Genomic DNA, 14396 nt, shown 5'->3' with positions numbered 1-14396 from the left:
ATAGCCGTGCAAAGTATATTTCTTCTCCATCTATTTTTATAGTCCCGTTCTTACTGCCTTTATTGTGCTTTTTTGGAGTTTTTCGCTCTTTCTCTGATGACTGATTGTAGGTAAACCCTTTCTTGTTGGCTTTGATGTCTGGCTTACCTTATAAATATAGTCATAGAGAATGGTTTCAATGCCAATTCTTGTCCCTTTTAAGCGAATATCATTAGGGGTTAGAAAGTTAAAATAGTCTTCGAGTTGCATCATGGAATTTACTCAAGCTGTACTGAATCTAAAAAATAAGCTTGCCTAACTTCTCATACAGAATGCACCATTTGCGCTTCCATCTGGTGCATTATTCCCCGTTTCCTATTCCCCCTATTTAGAGTAAATTTTCCCTGTGTTGAATTGCTAATTTATGGGCGGGAAACCCCTCGTACTCGGCTAAAGTTTTCGTGGTTTCTTTTAACTTTTCAAAGCCTTCGGAGGTGACATAAGCCAAAGTGGAGCGCTTGAGAAAATCATAAACCGAAACCGCCGAATAGGAACGGGCAAAACTTCCCGTCGGCAGCACAGCATTTACCCCGATGGCGTAGGTAGCCATAGAGGAAGGAGTATGATTTCCCAGGAGAATTTCCCCAGCATTTTTAATCTTGCCCAGAATGGCAAAAGGATTACTAACTAAAACCTCTAGATGTTCCGGGGCGTACTCATTGACAAAATCGAGGGATTGCTGCAAACTATCGGTTAAAATTATGCCCCCATAGGCGGCTAAACCCGCCTCACAAAATTCCCGTCGCCAATCCGGGAGTTTTTGCAGGTATTCCTGTGCATATTCACTAGCAGCGATCGCTAAATCTTCACAGTGGGTGACTAATAAAGCCGCCGAATCCGCCCCGTGTTCCGCTTCAATTAATAAATCCAAGGCCGCTAAACGGGCATCGGTGGACTCATCGGCCAAAACTATCGACTCACTTGGACCGGCCGGTAAACCCACATCCACAGTGCCGAACAGTAACCGTTTAGCCGCCGCCCCATAGACGCTGCACGGACCGGTAATTTTGTCAACCCTTTTGATATTTTTTGTTCCCAAAGCTAAAGCAGCGATCGCTTGTACGCCACCTAACTTATAAATTTCCTTGACTCCAGCCATCTGCGCCGCCACCAGAGAAACGGGTTCCACGTTGCCCTGTTTATCGGGGGGAGTGCAAACGACAACTCTTTCCACTCCTGCCACCATTGCCGGGATGGCTAACATTAACATCATCGAGGGAAAAGCACCGCGGCCCCGGGGAACGTATAAACCCACATTGGGGATAGGAGAGATTTTTTCGCCGGCAAAGACACCGGTTTCAATTTCTGCCAGTAGTGTTTCTTCTGGCATTTGGCGACGATGTACCTCTTGAATATTCCGGAAAGCCTGTTCAATGGCGGTTTTTACTTCCGGTTCAATTAACTGAAAAGCCCGCTCAAATTCTGCCTCGCTGACTTTGATATTTTCTACCGTCGCCCCCTCGTAGTCAAAACGCCGCACATAGTCCACAACGCCGGCATCCCCCCGCTCGCGGATGGTTTCTATCACCGTTTGAGCGACTTTTAGGGCGTTATCAATATCTAACTCGGCTCTTTTCTGAAGTTTTGCCCGTTCCTCGCCACTTAATTGCGAAAGTTTTAATATTCTAACCACTATTGCTGCTCCTACTGCCCCCCGTCCTCTCAAGAATAACAGGGAATCTGAATCTTTATTTTTATTGTAACCTTTGGGGGAGTGCCGGCTTTTCAGTGATCAGTAAACAGTAACCAGTAATCAGTGAACTGAAAACTCACATCTGATAACTGATAACAAAAGCCGAATCTAAAACCTAATTTGTTAAGCTAAAAGCTTTATTGCCAGATTCTTTCTCTTGCCTCTTGCCTGTTGCCTCCTGCCTCCTTGGGTATAATGCAGATTATGTTTAGGCTCTCTTGCTGTTCTGTAAATGCGATCGCTCTTGGTTTATTATGGGGGGCGAGTGGTGCCGTGTGGGCAGAAACGGATTTAGACCTAGATCCGAAAATTCGACAAGAAAGCCCGGTTTTAGAGCGTTGGTTAGAAAAAATACCCGATATCGCCGAAGAGATTCGCCGCGATCCTAGTTTTCGCACTCGTATCCGTTTAGGATATGCAGAGTTTCCTTCTAGGGATAATTCCAGTGCCGTGATTTTGGGGGTAGAAGATGTGTTTTTCGGTCAAACCAGTTTAACCCTAAGCGGCGATTATCAGACGGCTTTTAACGGCAAAAGGACGGCAATAGGGGCAAATTTACAATACTATTTCCTCCCTTTGGGTGATTATGTCAATCTAGCTCCCATGGTGGGCTATCGTTACATTCAAACGGGAAATTACAGCACCGATGGGCTTAACTTAGGATTAAAGCTCAAATTAGCCCTTTCTCGCACGGGGGCGGCAGATATCACCGTCAGTCAGAGTTTTATCTCCCCCGGTGGTGATAACGAGGTGGGATTAACTACTCTTTCGGTTGGTTATGCGATTACCTCTAATTTACGTTTAGCCGCCGATATTCAAGCCCAAAATTCCCGCGCTCGTAAAGATAGCTCCGTAGGAATTTTACTGGAATGGCTGCCCTAATTAGGGTTGGCGGCAAAAGGTTTTTCGTGGGGACAGGGTGTGGGGTGTGAGGTGTAGGGTGTGGGGTGTGGGGTGTGGGGTGTGGGGTGTGGGGTTTTACCGATAAAAACTCACACCTGATAACTGAATCACTGATAACTGATCACTGATAACTGATTAGGTACTAAAGTATTTAGCGGTGGGGTGATAGGTGATAATGGCGGTGGTGGATTGTTCTGGGTACAATTGTTCGCTTTCGTCCATATACATCCCAATGCGATCGCATCCTAACAGATCCAGTTGCTTGTATTGATCCTGAATATTGGGACAAGCGGGATAGCCGAAACTATAGCGAGAACCCTGGTAACGCTGTTGCAGTATATCGCGGATATTATCGGGATCGAACTCGGCGAAACCTAACTCGCGACGGATGCGGGTGTGAGTCCATTCGGCCATGGCTTCGGCGGTTTGGACAGCCATGCCGTGATAATAGAGGTATTCAGTATATTCGTTGGCATCAAAGAGAGATTTAGCGTATTCCGTGGCGATTTCCCCCACTGTCACCGCTTGCATCGGGAAAACATCGATAATACCGGATTCCTGCGGGGCGAAAAAGTCAGCAATACAGAGACGACGACCGGATTTCTGGCGAGGAAACTCAAAAATGGCGATCGGTTGCAGATTTTCGGGGTTTTCGCCTGCTTGTATCGATTCGGGATCGTAAATTAACAGGGAATTACCGGACGACTGACAGGGAAAATAACCATAAATTAATGTGGGGTTTAGTAAATTTTCCTTGACAATTTTCTCTTTCCATGCTGTCAGAATTGGATGAACTTTTTCCTGTAAAAACTGGTCGTATTCTTGCTTTGATTGGCTTTTGGGTTTGCGAAATTGCCATTGACCGACAAATAAAGCTTGTAGGTCCAAATACCAGAAAACCTCCTCGATGGGAATTTCTGCGGCTGTTAATATTTTAGTACCCCAGAAGGGCGGTGTTGGTCGGGGAATATCAACTGCCACCGCTTCCGAACGACGGGTATCAATAACTAATTCTTTGTCTAGGGTTCCATCGGTAAAAATAGTATCGGGATTAACCTCTAATTCTTCTGCAACAACCGGGGTTTTTTCTGCCTCGGCAAACTCCGCTAAAAAGCCTTTACTATCATCCCATTGACCCCCAGCTTTAGCGGGCATTAATTTATCCATAAAATGCAGGTCAGAGAAGGCATCCTTACCATAGATAACCTGTCCCTTGTAGGTTTTTTGACAGTCATCATGGACAAATTTGGGAGTTAAAGCTGCCCCGCCAAGGATAACGGGAACGGTGATTCCTTTTTCGTTAAAAACCTCCAGATTTTCCTTCATAAAAGCCGTTGATTTCACCAATAAACCGCTCATAGCGATACAATCGGCTTGATGTTCTTTGTAGGCTTCGATGATATTTTCTACGGGTTGTTTAATGCCCAAATTAATCACCTTATAGCCGTTATTTGTCAAGATAATATCAACTAAATTTTTACCAATATCGTGAACATCCCCTTTAACTGTTGCGATAATAAAAGTCCCTTTGGCATTATTATCCCCCTCTTTTTTCTCCATAAAGGGTTCTAAAAAGGCAACGGCCGCTTTCATAGTTTGGGCAGATTGGAGAACAAAAGGTAACTGCATTTGCCCCGAACCAAATAATTCACCCACTACCTTCATCCCATCCAGGAGGAAAATATTAATAATATCTAGGGGTGGATAGTCCTGTAAAGCTTGCTTTAAAGCCTCTTCCAGTCCCAATCTTTCCCCATCAATAATATGCTGTTTTAAGCGTTCCTCCACGGGTAAATTAGCATTACTAGAGGGGTCTTTTTTAGTAGTTTTCCCCGCAAATAATTCGGTTAATTTGGTCAGGGGATCATAGACACAGATATCGCCATCAAAACGACGATTATCATAGATTAAATCCCGACAAACTTGCTGATATTCTGGTTCAATTTTTGCCAGAGGAAGAATTTTATTAGCGCTGACGATTGCCCCATCCATACCCACCTGCATCGCTTCGTGGAGGAAGACGGAATTTAATACCTGACGCGCTGCCGGATTCAACCCAAAAGAGATATTAGACACACCTAAAAGAATATGACATTCGGGCAGTTCTTGGCGAATTCGACGCATTGCTTCGATAGTAGCCTTGCCATTTTCTCGGTCTTCTTCGATACCGGTAGAAATCGGTAAAGCTAGAGGATCAAAAAAGATTTCGTAGGGATTAATTCCGTATTCTATCGCCCCATAATAGGCCCGTTTAGCTATCTGGAATTTTTTCTCGGCAGTGCGTCCCATTCCTTCTTCATCAATGGTTCCAATTACTACCCCTGCGCCGTATTTTTTCGCTAAATCCAAGACTTGATAAAAACGCGGTTCCCCGTCTTCGTAGTTAGTAGAGTTGAGGATACATTTACCCCCCGCTACTTTTAACCCCGCTTCCATTTTTTCCCATTCGGTGGAATCTAACATTAAAGGTAGGGTGACATTATTAACTAAACGAGAGGCTAATTGGTGCATATCGCGCACCCCATCCCGGCCCACATAATCGACGTTGACATCGAGAATATGCGCTCCTTCTTTTACCTGAGCTTTCGCCATCGATACTAAACTATCCCAGTCTTCAACATTGAGCAGTTCCCGACATTTTTTAGAACCACTGGCGTTTAATTTTTCCCCGACAATCAGGAAAGAATTATCTTGAATATAGGGTTGGGTACTATAAATAGAAGCGGCGGAGGGTTCATAATGATAATGACGAGATTTCGGAGTTAAACCCTGACTTAGTTCCGCTAAAGCTTGAATATGGTCGGGACGAGTACCACAACAACCGCCGATAATTTGTACTCCCAAGTCTTCGATAAAGTGCATTAAAGCCATTTTTAATTCTACGGGAGTGAGGCGATAATGCGCTTGACCGCCGACATTTTCCGGTAAACCAGCGTTAGGAATACAAGAAACAATAAAAGGGGAATTTTCCGAGAGATATTTAATATGGGGTTTCATTAAATCGGGACCGGTGGCGCAGTTAAGTCCCAAAATATCGATTTTATAGGGTTGTAAAATAGAGACAACGGCGTTAATTTCCGTTCCTACTAACATCGTTCCCATGGTTTCCATCGTCACCGAAACCATCAGGGGCAATCGTTGACCTTTTTTCTGAAATACTTCTTCAATAGCATTTAAAGCCGCTTTAATTTGCAGGACATCCTGACAGGTTTCTACTAATAATAAATCTGCCCCGCCATCGTACAGACCCTCTACCTGTTCCACATAGGCATTTTTGAGGGTATCAAAGTCAATATGACCCAAAGTGGGCAGTTTTGTCCCCGGCCCCATGGAACCCGCCACAAAACGGGGTTTTTCGGGGGTAGAGTATTTATTAGCGCAAGCCTTGGCCAGTTCGGCGGCGCTTTTGTTGAGATAATAGGCTTGGTCGGCTAAATCGTACTCGGCTAAAACTATCGAGGTTCCCCCAAAGGTGTCGGTTTCAATCACATCCGCACCCACGGCTAAAAAGGCTTCGTGGACTTTCGCTACGGCGCTAGGTTTAGTATGGACAAGATACTCGTTACAACCTTCGTATTCTGCCCCACCAAAGTCCTCGGCCGTCAGATTTTGGCTTTGTAGGGAAGTTCCCATCGCCCCATCAAAGACGAGGACGGGATGCTTGGGACCGTTGAGGTAGTCAAGAAAGGGGCTATTCATAGAGAGATTTACTGCTATAGCATTTTGAAAGTTTATTGTAATACAGTTACTAGAAATCTGCTATGGTCGGCATTTCAGTGATCAGTTATCAGTGATCAGATTTGAGTTTTCAGTCGAGAAAGCCAATCAATCTAATTTTGTAGCACTAGACGGGCTAAACCAACTCCGGGATAATAATTACCGAGAATTTGTTGATAATCTAGGCCTTTTTCCGCTAATTTATAAGCTCCAGTTTGACTCATACCGCGACCACCGTGGGCCCAAGCGACAATTTCATCGGTGGCGGCATAAAGAGACTCGACCACACCCCCTTTATAGCTGAGAATCTGCCCGGCAGTGGCATTAACCGCTTGGTGAGTCGATTGATACTCCGAGCGAATGCCTTTATATACCTGCCAGCGTTGGGTATTGCCCAGATGAAACCAAGCATTAGCGGGGCGGATCATGTGTACTAGGGCATAGGAACGAGCGGCGATCGCCTGTGCCTTTAAAGCGTGCATTGGTGCGGTGGAGTGCATTTCACTACCCACTACACTATAGAGATAGGCCTCTAAATTAACATGATTAACCACTAACAAGCGATCGCCTTGGGCGACAAGGAGGATTTTGCCCCGATACCAACTATCATCCACATAAACTAAACCATCGGCACTGGTGGGCTGCACAAAAATCACCTCTGGCAGCGATAAATCGCCCATTTTTAAGCCATTGGCACTGGCAATGACTGGTAAACCCTCGTTAGTGGCAATCGTTTTTAAACCACGACCTTGGCGATCGGTGATCACCGCAGGTCCGTTAACTCCAATCAAAACACTGGCCACATCCCTTTTAATCGCCACGCGAATTTCTAGGACCGGCGGCGTATAATTAGCGGGAACCAATAAGGGTTGTCTAGTTACCGGTTTGGCTGCGGCAGCGGGGGAAGTATTAGGGGCAGTATTAGGGGAAGTTTGAACCGATGGTGCTAATTTTTTCGGTGCTAAGGGGGAAGATTGGGGAGAGGGTGCTGATTTTGGAATCGCAGAAGATTGGGGAGAGGGGAATAGTTTCGGCGATGGTGCGGTTAAGGGTGCGATCGGAGATGGGATAATAGGAGCAGGGGAGGCAGCAGTCTCTAGATTTGCCTGCGGTTGCGGGGTTTCTGGTTTTTCCTTGGCTAAATAAGTTAAGAGAATTGGCGTAAAAGTAGCGATCGACAACAAAGGAACGGCACAATGACGCAGCAGGGAAAAATAGGTACTAGCAGCAAATTTCACTTTAATCACACCATCTTTAATTTTCTTATCTAACTTTACCATTCCCCTCTCAGGCCGGGCAATTCTAGACAAAAACTCTCGTATTCTTGAGCTTGTTAGGACAAATAAGGCTGAAATAGTCAAGAAAAGCCGAAAAAATTCTTAACCACCCATCCTTAGATTAGCTGAATCTCCTCTAATCCAGGCTCTTCTAGGTTCTGTGTGATCAGCTTAACTTACCATAGAAGCGATCGATCTTTGTGTCCTTTGTGTCTCTGTGGTTCATTCCACCCCCTCGCTAGACTGACAGAGATGTTTAAGGATTTTGAGAACCTCGTATAAATCCCCCGGATTTCTCATGGCAAATAAACGAGAGGTTCCGTATAAAGGTTTACCGTCCCATAATAATTTAACAAATAAAAACTCGGAACCATTGGTCAACATTCCATAATTAGGACGGTTGGGATGAGGATTGGCCATTAAATAAGCTAATAATTGCGGTAAACCTACTTCAACGGAATAAATCACCCGTTTTGATTCAATAATCATTACCCATAATTGCTCTTTTAGAATTAAAGTATCTAACCTTCCTTTAATTATTAAATCTTGATCTTCTGTAATAATTTCAACAGACTCTTCTGCTTTAATGTGAAAGGGAAATAGATAAAAGTTACCAATAAATAATAATGGGTCTAAAACCGTCATCCTCACCGAAGTTTCTAAAAAGGGAGGATAATTCAATAAGTTAAAATAACCTGTTTTGATTTTATCTAACAATTCTTTTTCCTGTTCAGAGATTGCTTCTAGGTCTTGCTGCCATTCACCAAAAAAATGCTTATCTTCTATAAACTCTAGTTGAAAATGATTAATTAAATCTCTGAGAGTGACTTCTTTCGCTTGTAAAAATTGAACCATATTTACCTCTTTAATTAACACTTACGTTAATGGTAATTTGCTATTTTTAATTTAACCAAGCAAAATATCCGTTACTGACAGGGTTAACTGCTCTAAATCAGAGAGAACAGTTAAGGATATGGTCTTGTTTTGTTTACCTGCACATCGCTTCGGTTAGCATCGTTCAGGTTTTTATCAGATGCTTTCGCTCTTCCTACATCATCCAGATTAGCCATCGTCTTCTCCTTAATTTAGAGTACATGAAAGGTTCACTTTGCTATGATTTATCCAAGAGATTTATTGAGATATAAGTAGTTAGGTGTTAAAAACTTTATTCCCCCCTTATTTCCCAGGGAAGGGGGGTTAGGTCATTCGGGCGATTTTTCATGTTGGCAAGGTCATATTCTGGTTTCATGGTTTTATTATCGATAATGTTTACTTTCGTTTTTACCCGTAAAAGTCCTCATTTAGAATCTGTTCAGGTGTGAAAGGACAAGCGAGGGGATACTCACTTTCTTGGGGAATACGAATACCAAATTGAGCGCGTTTACCCTGTTTGATGGCGACTTTACGAGCGCTGGAATAGGCTTGTGTGATGGAGATTAAGAGATAAGATTTAAGAGAGGGAATCTTAAGTAAATCATCTTGAACGCGCTGGCGATGCTCATCTACTGAATTATACCAACTTGCTTTCATTGTCTCAGGAGCATCATGCTGTATCTTTAATTTGAGTAAGTGAATCAACAAGACCATTAAGTTGCTCTCTAAGGCGCGTTTCTCTGACTTACCCAAATCTTTTAACTCCTCAATTAAGTTTTCTATATCCAGTTGTTCAAACTGTCGATTCTGTAATTGATGAATAGTTTGCTCAATCCACAACTGAAGATCTTGTTCATAAAGTGTTGTGGGATTTTCTTGAATGTCCGATTGTTTTAATAAGTTCATTTGGCTTTCATTAAGTTAACTGTAGATGAATAATTTGGTCTTTATATTTATTATTATACTTGATCTTTACCAGATAGTGTGATCGCATTGGGTTCTTAATTATTGACCTCTCCCCTGAACCCTATCCTACAAGGAAAGGGGAGAGAATTTAGCGAAGAGAGTGCAACAACAAACTGGGTTTGTTGTCAAGGCTCCAGCCCGAACAAGTTTAACCTGTTTTCTTTAGATAGTGAGAAGCTAAATGGACATAACCCTATTGCCCAAATTGGGTAACTTATCTAGAATAAGTATATGAAGAGAGGAGGAGACGTGATGGAGTATCAGAATTTTTCGCTCATTAAAGAAGATATTCAGGCTGATGCTTGGGGACGGATTAGCCTTGGGACTCAATGTAGCAACCGTCACTATCGGATACTGATGAATACAAGCGGGGAACTTCTTTTGGTTCCCATGGTGGCGATTCCAGAGCAAGAGCTATGGGTATTTCAGAATCCTAGTGTCCGCGAGTCGCTCAAACGGGGGCTCGCGGAAGCCAGCACGGGAAATTTAGCTGAAGAACCCGTCGATTTAGACGCTATGCTTGAGTTTGCTGCATCTATTCCTGAAGAGGTCGAGGAGTAATTGAATTTCTCTTTACGACAGACACAGGAAGCTCGAAATACTCTATCTGAATTGCGAGCAGAAGCGGAACAGGCTCAAAAGACTCGCCTGGCTCAAGGTAGGACAAAAGCATCGAAACAAGAGGGTCTCTACAAACAGGTAACAAAAGCCCTCAAGCTCCTCAGTACAAACCCAAGACATCCGGGACTAAAAACCCACGAATTTAATTCCCTCGATAACCCTTATGATGCAACACAGAAGGTTTTTGAAGCCTACGCCCAACAGAATACACCGGGAGCCTATCGAATTTTCTGGTGCTATGGACCTCATTCGGGGGAAATCACCATTCTCGCTATTACACCTCATCCGTAGATCACAACATTGTAGGGGCGAAGCATTCGGGCAATAACCTATCGCTGAAACCGTAGATTTCCTATCCGAATGCTTCGCCCTTACTTTTTCAGCAAGCCCGAAATAGTTAGCGCTGAAGCGCAACAACAAGCCAGGTTCGTGAGGGAGTGAGGGAGGATCATCACCCCATCACCCCATCACCTCATCACCCTCTCTTTTTAAAGCCAGATTTAGTATTAGGGGGGAGTTAGACCAAACCCCGCACCTCCTCAACCCCAACCCCCAAAATATCAGCCGCAGCAACGAAAATCTCCTCATCTTGCGTTTGCTGATAAAGAGCAACAAGACGAGGCAAAGAAAAGGTTTGTATCGTGTAATTATCGTTAAATTCTGCAAAAATTTGTAAGGCTTGCAGGTAATAACTTTTGGCTTGGCTCAATTCGCCAACTTCTTCCGCTAACCTTCCCAACTGGTGCAGGGTGCGGGCTTGAGAGAAGCGATCCCCATATTCAATCTTGATTTCAATAGCTTGCTGGTAGTAGCTTCGGGCTTGCTCCCATTCCCTCAATGCTTGCGCTAGGTTTCCCAACTGGTACAGGGTGCTGGCTTGGGAGAAGCGATCCCCATATTCAATCTTGATTTCAATAGCTTGCTGGTAGTAGCTTCGGGCTTGCTCCCATTCCCTCAATTCTTGCGCAATGATTCCCAACTCGTGCAGGGTTGCGGCTTGGGAGTAGCGATCACCATATTCAATGCAGATCTCAATAGCTTGCTGGTAGTAGCTTCGGGCTTGCTCCCATTCACTCAATTGGTAGGCTACGATTCCCAAATGGTGCAGGGTGCGGGCTTGGGAATAGCGATCGCCATATTCAATGCAGATCTCAATAGCTTGCTGGTAGTAGCTTCGGGCTTGCTCCCATTCCCTCAATTCTTGCGCAATGATTCCCAACTCGTGCAGGGTTCCGGCTTGGGAGTAGCGATCGCCATATTCAATCTTGATCTCAATAGCTTGCTGGTAGTAGCTCCGGGCTTGCTCCCATTCACTCAATTGGTAGGCTACGATTCCCAAATGGTGCAGGGTGCGGGCTTGGGAATAGCGATCGCCATATTCAATGTAGATCTCAATAGCTTGCTGGTAGTAGCTCCGGGCTTGCTCCCATTCACTCAATTGGTGGGCTATCATTCCCGAATTGTGATAAGTATTTCCCAATATTGAGGCTTTTTTTTGCTCATCCACCCCTTGGAGATTTTGAGTTAATTCAATAACTTTTAGATGAGTCTGTTTCGCCTGTTCATAGTTTTTTGTATTTTGATAGGCGAGGGCGAGACTAGCCAAAGCATTGATAATATTGCCACCGATTATCCCAGTTTTAATCTGCTCAGGATAAGCTTGACAAGCTTGACAAACACTCTCGCATAGTTTCAGGCTGCTACTAACATCATTGGTAACAACAAAATAATTAAGTAAGCAAAAGAAGATCTCAATACTTTCCTGCTTCTCCAAACAAATCTGCAAGGCATTGAACAGATTTTCATACTCCCAGCGACATAACAATATCCCCCACTGCTTATTTTGCGGATTTTTGGAATTTAGTAAGTTACTATAATTACCTGCCCAGTCTCGGTAATGATTCTTAAAACCCTCCCAAATTGCTGCTTGCGTCTCTGGTGCTAATTCCTTTAACTTCGTCTTCAAGAAGTAGGGAAAAATGGGCTGGATAGTCAAAAAACTCGGCATTTCTTCACTCATCGGCGAAAGCAAACCCCAATGAATCGCTTCTTCAATCGCTGCATCAAATTGGTCAAATTGATAGCCTTGTAAAGGTTCTAATTGCTGTAGTTGTTGACTATAAATAGGAATAACACCCCTGTGAATAAACCCACTAAAAGGCGCTAAACACAGTAACAACTTCTGCGCCTCCTCCGACAAATTACTGTGGGAATATTCCACACATTTGATGATATTATTAGTCTTATTCTCATCCCCCACATTAACTAACTCTGCCAACTGTAACCCTTGCCAAATCTCCTCCGGTGACTGTCGCTTCAGATTCGCTAATACCACTTCCATCGCCAACGGATATCCCGCCAACAACTTCATCAAGCGCTTAAAATAATCATCCTTTTTAATCGCATTTTTCCGACTCTTCGCCTGACGTTCTAAAATTCTCTCCGCTAATTCAGTTCTCGACTCTTGGTCTAATCCTTGTAAGTGATAGATATTCTCCTTAAAAGTCCTGCGTTGCAGCCAAGTTTCCTCACTGCGAGAACCCAAAATCACCTTCGTCTTTCCCCCGACCAAATTCTTGAGAAATTCGGCGATTGCTTCCCTTTCATTCTCCGGTAAAGTATTCTGAATTGCTAACGGTTGTCCCGTCACCGACTCCAGATTATCTAAAATGAGAATATACGCCTCACTGCGGAGTTTTTGTTCTAGTTTCTTTACCCGCGCTTTCAGGTTCATCGCTTGGAAACTCGCCTGTTCAAAGCGATTATAAATTCCCTGACCGATTTCATGGACAATCTGTTCTAACGTCCAAGCTTTTCTATCATAACCAAAATAGAAAATATGGGTCGCCCAGTTGGTTTTCTGCCACCATTCTCGTAGATAATTGAGTAAGGTAGTTTTTCCTGTCCCTCCCATTCCTTTGAGTAAAAGGATATTATGTTTCAGCAGCGCCTTTTCCATCTTGAGAATCTCTAAATCCCTTCCCACAAAGCCGTATTCTGGTAAAGGAAAGACATATTGATTGCCGATATGTTCCCAGTATTTTTCCTCCTCTTCTGGAGTAAATGGACGCAAATTGAGATTAATTTTACCGCGACAATAAATCACCGGTAATAACCAATCTTCTAAATCTATTATCGTGTTATAATAGGCGCGGCGTTGCTTATTATTGAATAACTCTAACCGTCCCTTTCGCATCGCTTCCGTTAGGTCTTTTCCGTTCAATAATTGCTGATAAATTGGTTTCATCATCAACTTAGCTGCAGAAACCGTCACCGAATATCCCATCGCCACCACTGCTTGCATTCCCGCAGTCATCAAACGACTCCCTAAACTGGTTTCCCGATAGTCTTCTGATTCCTGGGAAATTTGCTTTGCTGACTGACAAGCATTGAGAATACAAATAGGGATATTTTTCCCAGTGAGTAAATTCGCTAATTCCGTCGCTTCTACCGGAGTCGCTTGACCTTTTTCTTCTCCTTCCAGAAACAGAAAAGCTTTTACTCCCTCATATTCTGCTAAATCCTCCAGTCCCCATCCCCTTTGATAGCGCCAAGAATCCCCGTGAACCTGTCTTTGGTACTGTTCATATTCCATTAATCCGCCATGAACATCGAAATGAATAACATGATAGTATCCTTCTCCCTTCTCATCCAGATGTCTGGTTAGTGATTCATAAGTTCCGGGACGCAATATATCAATTTTTACCGGTATTTCACTACTATTTACCAGTTCTACCAAAGGACGGGAAATCGTGCGATAGTTAACATCAGATTCCTCATTAGGACGCGCAATCACCACCAGAAGATTGATAGTAGGATAAGTGGCCATTTGCACCGGGACAACTGTAGCCCCTCGACGCTGGCGGGAGATGATACAATCTATAGAAAAAGGACGCGGTAAATCAGGATCTTTCAGCGCTTCCCAATGTAAAGCTTGAAATTCTGGCGACTGACTTTCGATGATAATTTGCAGTTGACTTAACTGCTTTCGCAAGTCTCGATATTCCCCATAAGCATTTAAATTACTCTGGAAAACCTGTTTAAATAAATTTTCGCCATAGTTTTGGACACTGTTGGCGGCTTTTTGCGCTTTATCCGTCTCTAGCGTCGGAAATACTAACCATTCCTCAAAGTACCATTCTAGGTCTTTTTCTTCTTGGTTAGTAAAGGGGTCAGTAACCGTAATTGGGTAGCTGTTACCGCTATCAAAATTGAGAGTAGCAGTAAAGCCACCATCGTTAATTCCTTCTTCGCGGATGGTGAGGACTAACATAGAGATAAGTTGAGAATTGTTCTATTACAACTCT

Annotated in this window: 10 protein-coding genes; 3 read left to right on the top strand and 7 right to left on the bottom strand. The window is 43.7% G+C overall.

All coding sequences use genetic code 11. The features are described from left to right. Positions 1–36: 36 nt before the first annotated feature. Both MICAI_RS03950 and hisD read right to left on the bottom strand, forming a co-directional pair. Positions 37–252, bottom strand: a complete 216-nt coding sequence (locus MICAI_RS03950) for a hypothetical protein (protein WP_039899567.1) — start codon at positions 250–252, stop codon at positions 37–39. A 115-nt stretch (positions 253–367) separates the two neighbouring features. Next, complete coding sequence (hisD, locus tag MICAI_RS03945) at positions 368–1672, bottom strand: histidinol dehydrogenase (protein ID WP_008198090.1); 1305 nt, start codon at positions 1670–1672, stop codon at positions 368–370. A gap of 255 nt (positions 1673–1927) precedes the next feature. On the opposite strand from hisD, the gene MICAI_RS03940 reads away from it, so the two are divergent. Further along, on the top strand, positions 1928–2614 hold the full coding sequence (locus tag MICAI_RS03940; protein WP_008198087.1) for a hypothetical protein: 687 nt from the start codon (positions 1928–1930) through the stop codon (positions 2612–2614). Positions 2615–2770: 156 nt separating this feature from the next. On the opposite strand, the gene metH is transcribed toward MICAI_RS03940, so the two are convergent. The 4 genes from metH to MICAI_RS03920 all read right to left on the bottom strand — a co-directional run bounded on the left by metH (position 2771) and on the right by MICAI_RS03920 (position 9408). Then, positions 2771–6334: a methionine synthase gene (metH, locus tag MICAI_RS03935; RefSeq protein WP_008198085.1), complete on the bottom strand. Its 3564-nt coding sequence runs from the start codon at positions 6332–6334 to the stop codon at positions 2771–2773. Between the two features lie 131 nt (positions 6335–6465). Further along, entirely contained in the window at positions 6466–7632 is a 1167-nt protein-coding gene (locus tag MICAI_RS03930) for a SpoIID/LytB domain-containing protein (RefSeq protein ID WP_008198083.1), read from the bottom strand. 219 nt (positions 7633–7851) lie between these two features. Continuing rightward, on the bottom strand, positions 7852–8484 hold the full coding sequence (locus MICAI_RS03925; protein WP_008198081.1) for a type I restriction endonuclease: 633 nt from the start codon (positions 8482–8484) through the stop codon (positions 7852–7854). Positions 8485–8910: 426 nt separating this feature from the next. Then, a complete protein-coding gene (locus MICAI_RS03920) occupies positions 8911–9408 on the bottom strand; it encodes a DUF29 domain-containing protein (RefSeq protein WP_002745368.1) in 498 nt (165 codons plus the stop codon). Between the two features lie 312 nt (positions 9409–9720). On the opposite strand from MICAI_RS03920, the gene MICAI_RS03915 reads away from it, so the two are divergent. Both MICAI_RS03915 and MICAI_RS03910 read left to right on the top strand, forming a co-directional pair. Beyond that, positions 9721–10029, top strand: a complete 309-nt coding sequence (locus MICAI_RS03915; protein WP_008198070.1) for a hypothetical protein — start codon at positions 9721–9723, stop codon at positions 10027–10029. Beyond that, positions 10030–10380, top strand: a complete 351-nt coding sequence (locus MICAI_RS03910; RefSeq protein ID WP_004268952.1) for a hypothetical protein — start codon at positions 10030–10032, stop codon at positions 10378–10380. Positions 10381–10606: 226 nt separating this feature from the next. Here the strand turns inward: MICAI_RS03910 and MICAI_RS03905 are convergent, their stop codons facing one another. Further along, the gene (locus MICAI_RS03905) at positions 10607–14362 is read right to left on the bottom strand and encodes a tetratricopeptide repeat protein (RefSeq protein WP_008198066.1); all 3756 of its coding nucleotides are present in this window, start codon (positions 14360–14362) and stop codon (positions 10607–10609) included. Positions 14363–14396: the final 34 nt, after the last annotated feature.

The sequence above is a fragment of the Microcystis sp. T1-4 genome, assembly GCF_000297435.1.
Lineage (GTDB): Bacteria > Cyanobacteriota > Cyanobacteriia > Cyanobacteriales > Microcystaceae > Microcystis.
Note: the sequence above shows the minus strand (reverse complement) of the source record. Positions and strands in the feature narration are given on the sequence as shown.

Coding starts and splice junctions, on each gene's coding strand:
- MICAI_RS03915 (WP_008198070.1), top strand. CDS start 9,721: ATGGAGTATCAGAATTTTTCGCTCATTAAAGAAGATATTCAGGCTGAT.
- MICAI_RS03940 (WP_008198087.1), top strand. CDS start 1,928: ATGCAGATTATGTTTAGGCTCTCTTGCTGTTCTGTAAATGCGATCGCT.
- metH (WP_008198085.1), bottom strand. CDS start 6,334: ATGAATAGCCCCTTTCTTGACTACCTCAACGGTCCCAAGCATCCCGTC.
- MICAI_RS03925 (WP_008198081.1), bottom strand. CDS start 8,484: ATGGTTCAATTTTTACAAGCGAAAGAAGTCACTCTCAGAGATTTAATT.
- MICAI_RS03950 (WP_039899567.1), bottom strand. CDS start 252: ATGATGCAACTCGAAGACTATTTTAACTTTCTAACCCCTAATGATATT.
- MICAI_RS03905 (WP_008198066.1), bottom strand. CDS start 14,362: ATGTTAGTCCTCACCATCCGCGAAGAAGGAATTAACGATGGTGGCTTT.
- MICAI_RS03920 (WP_002745368.1), bottom strand. CDS start 9,408: ATGAACTTATTAAAACAATCGGACATTCAAGAAAATCCCACAACACTT.
- MICAI_RS03930 (WP_008198083.1), bottom strand. CDS start 7,632: ATGGTAAAGTTAGATAAGAAAATTAAAGATGGTGTGATTAAAGTGAAA.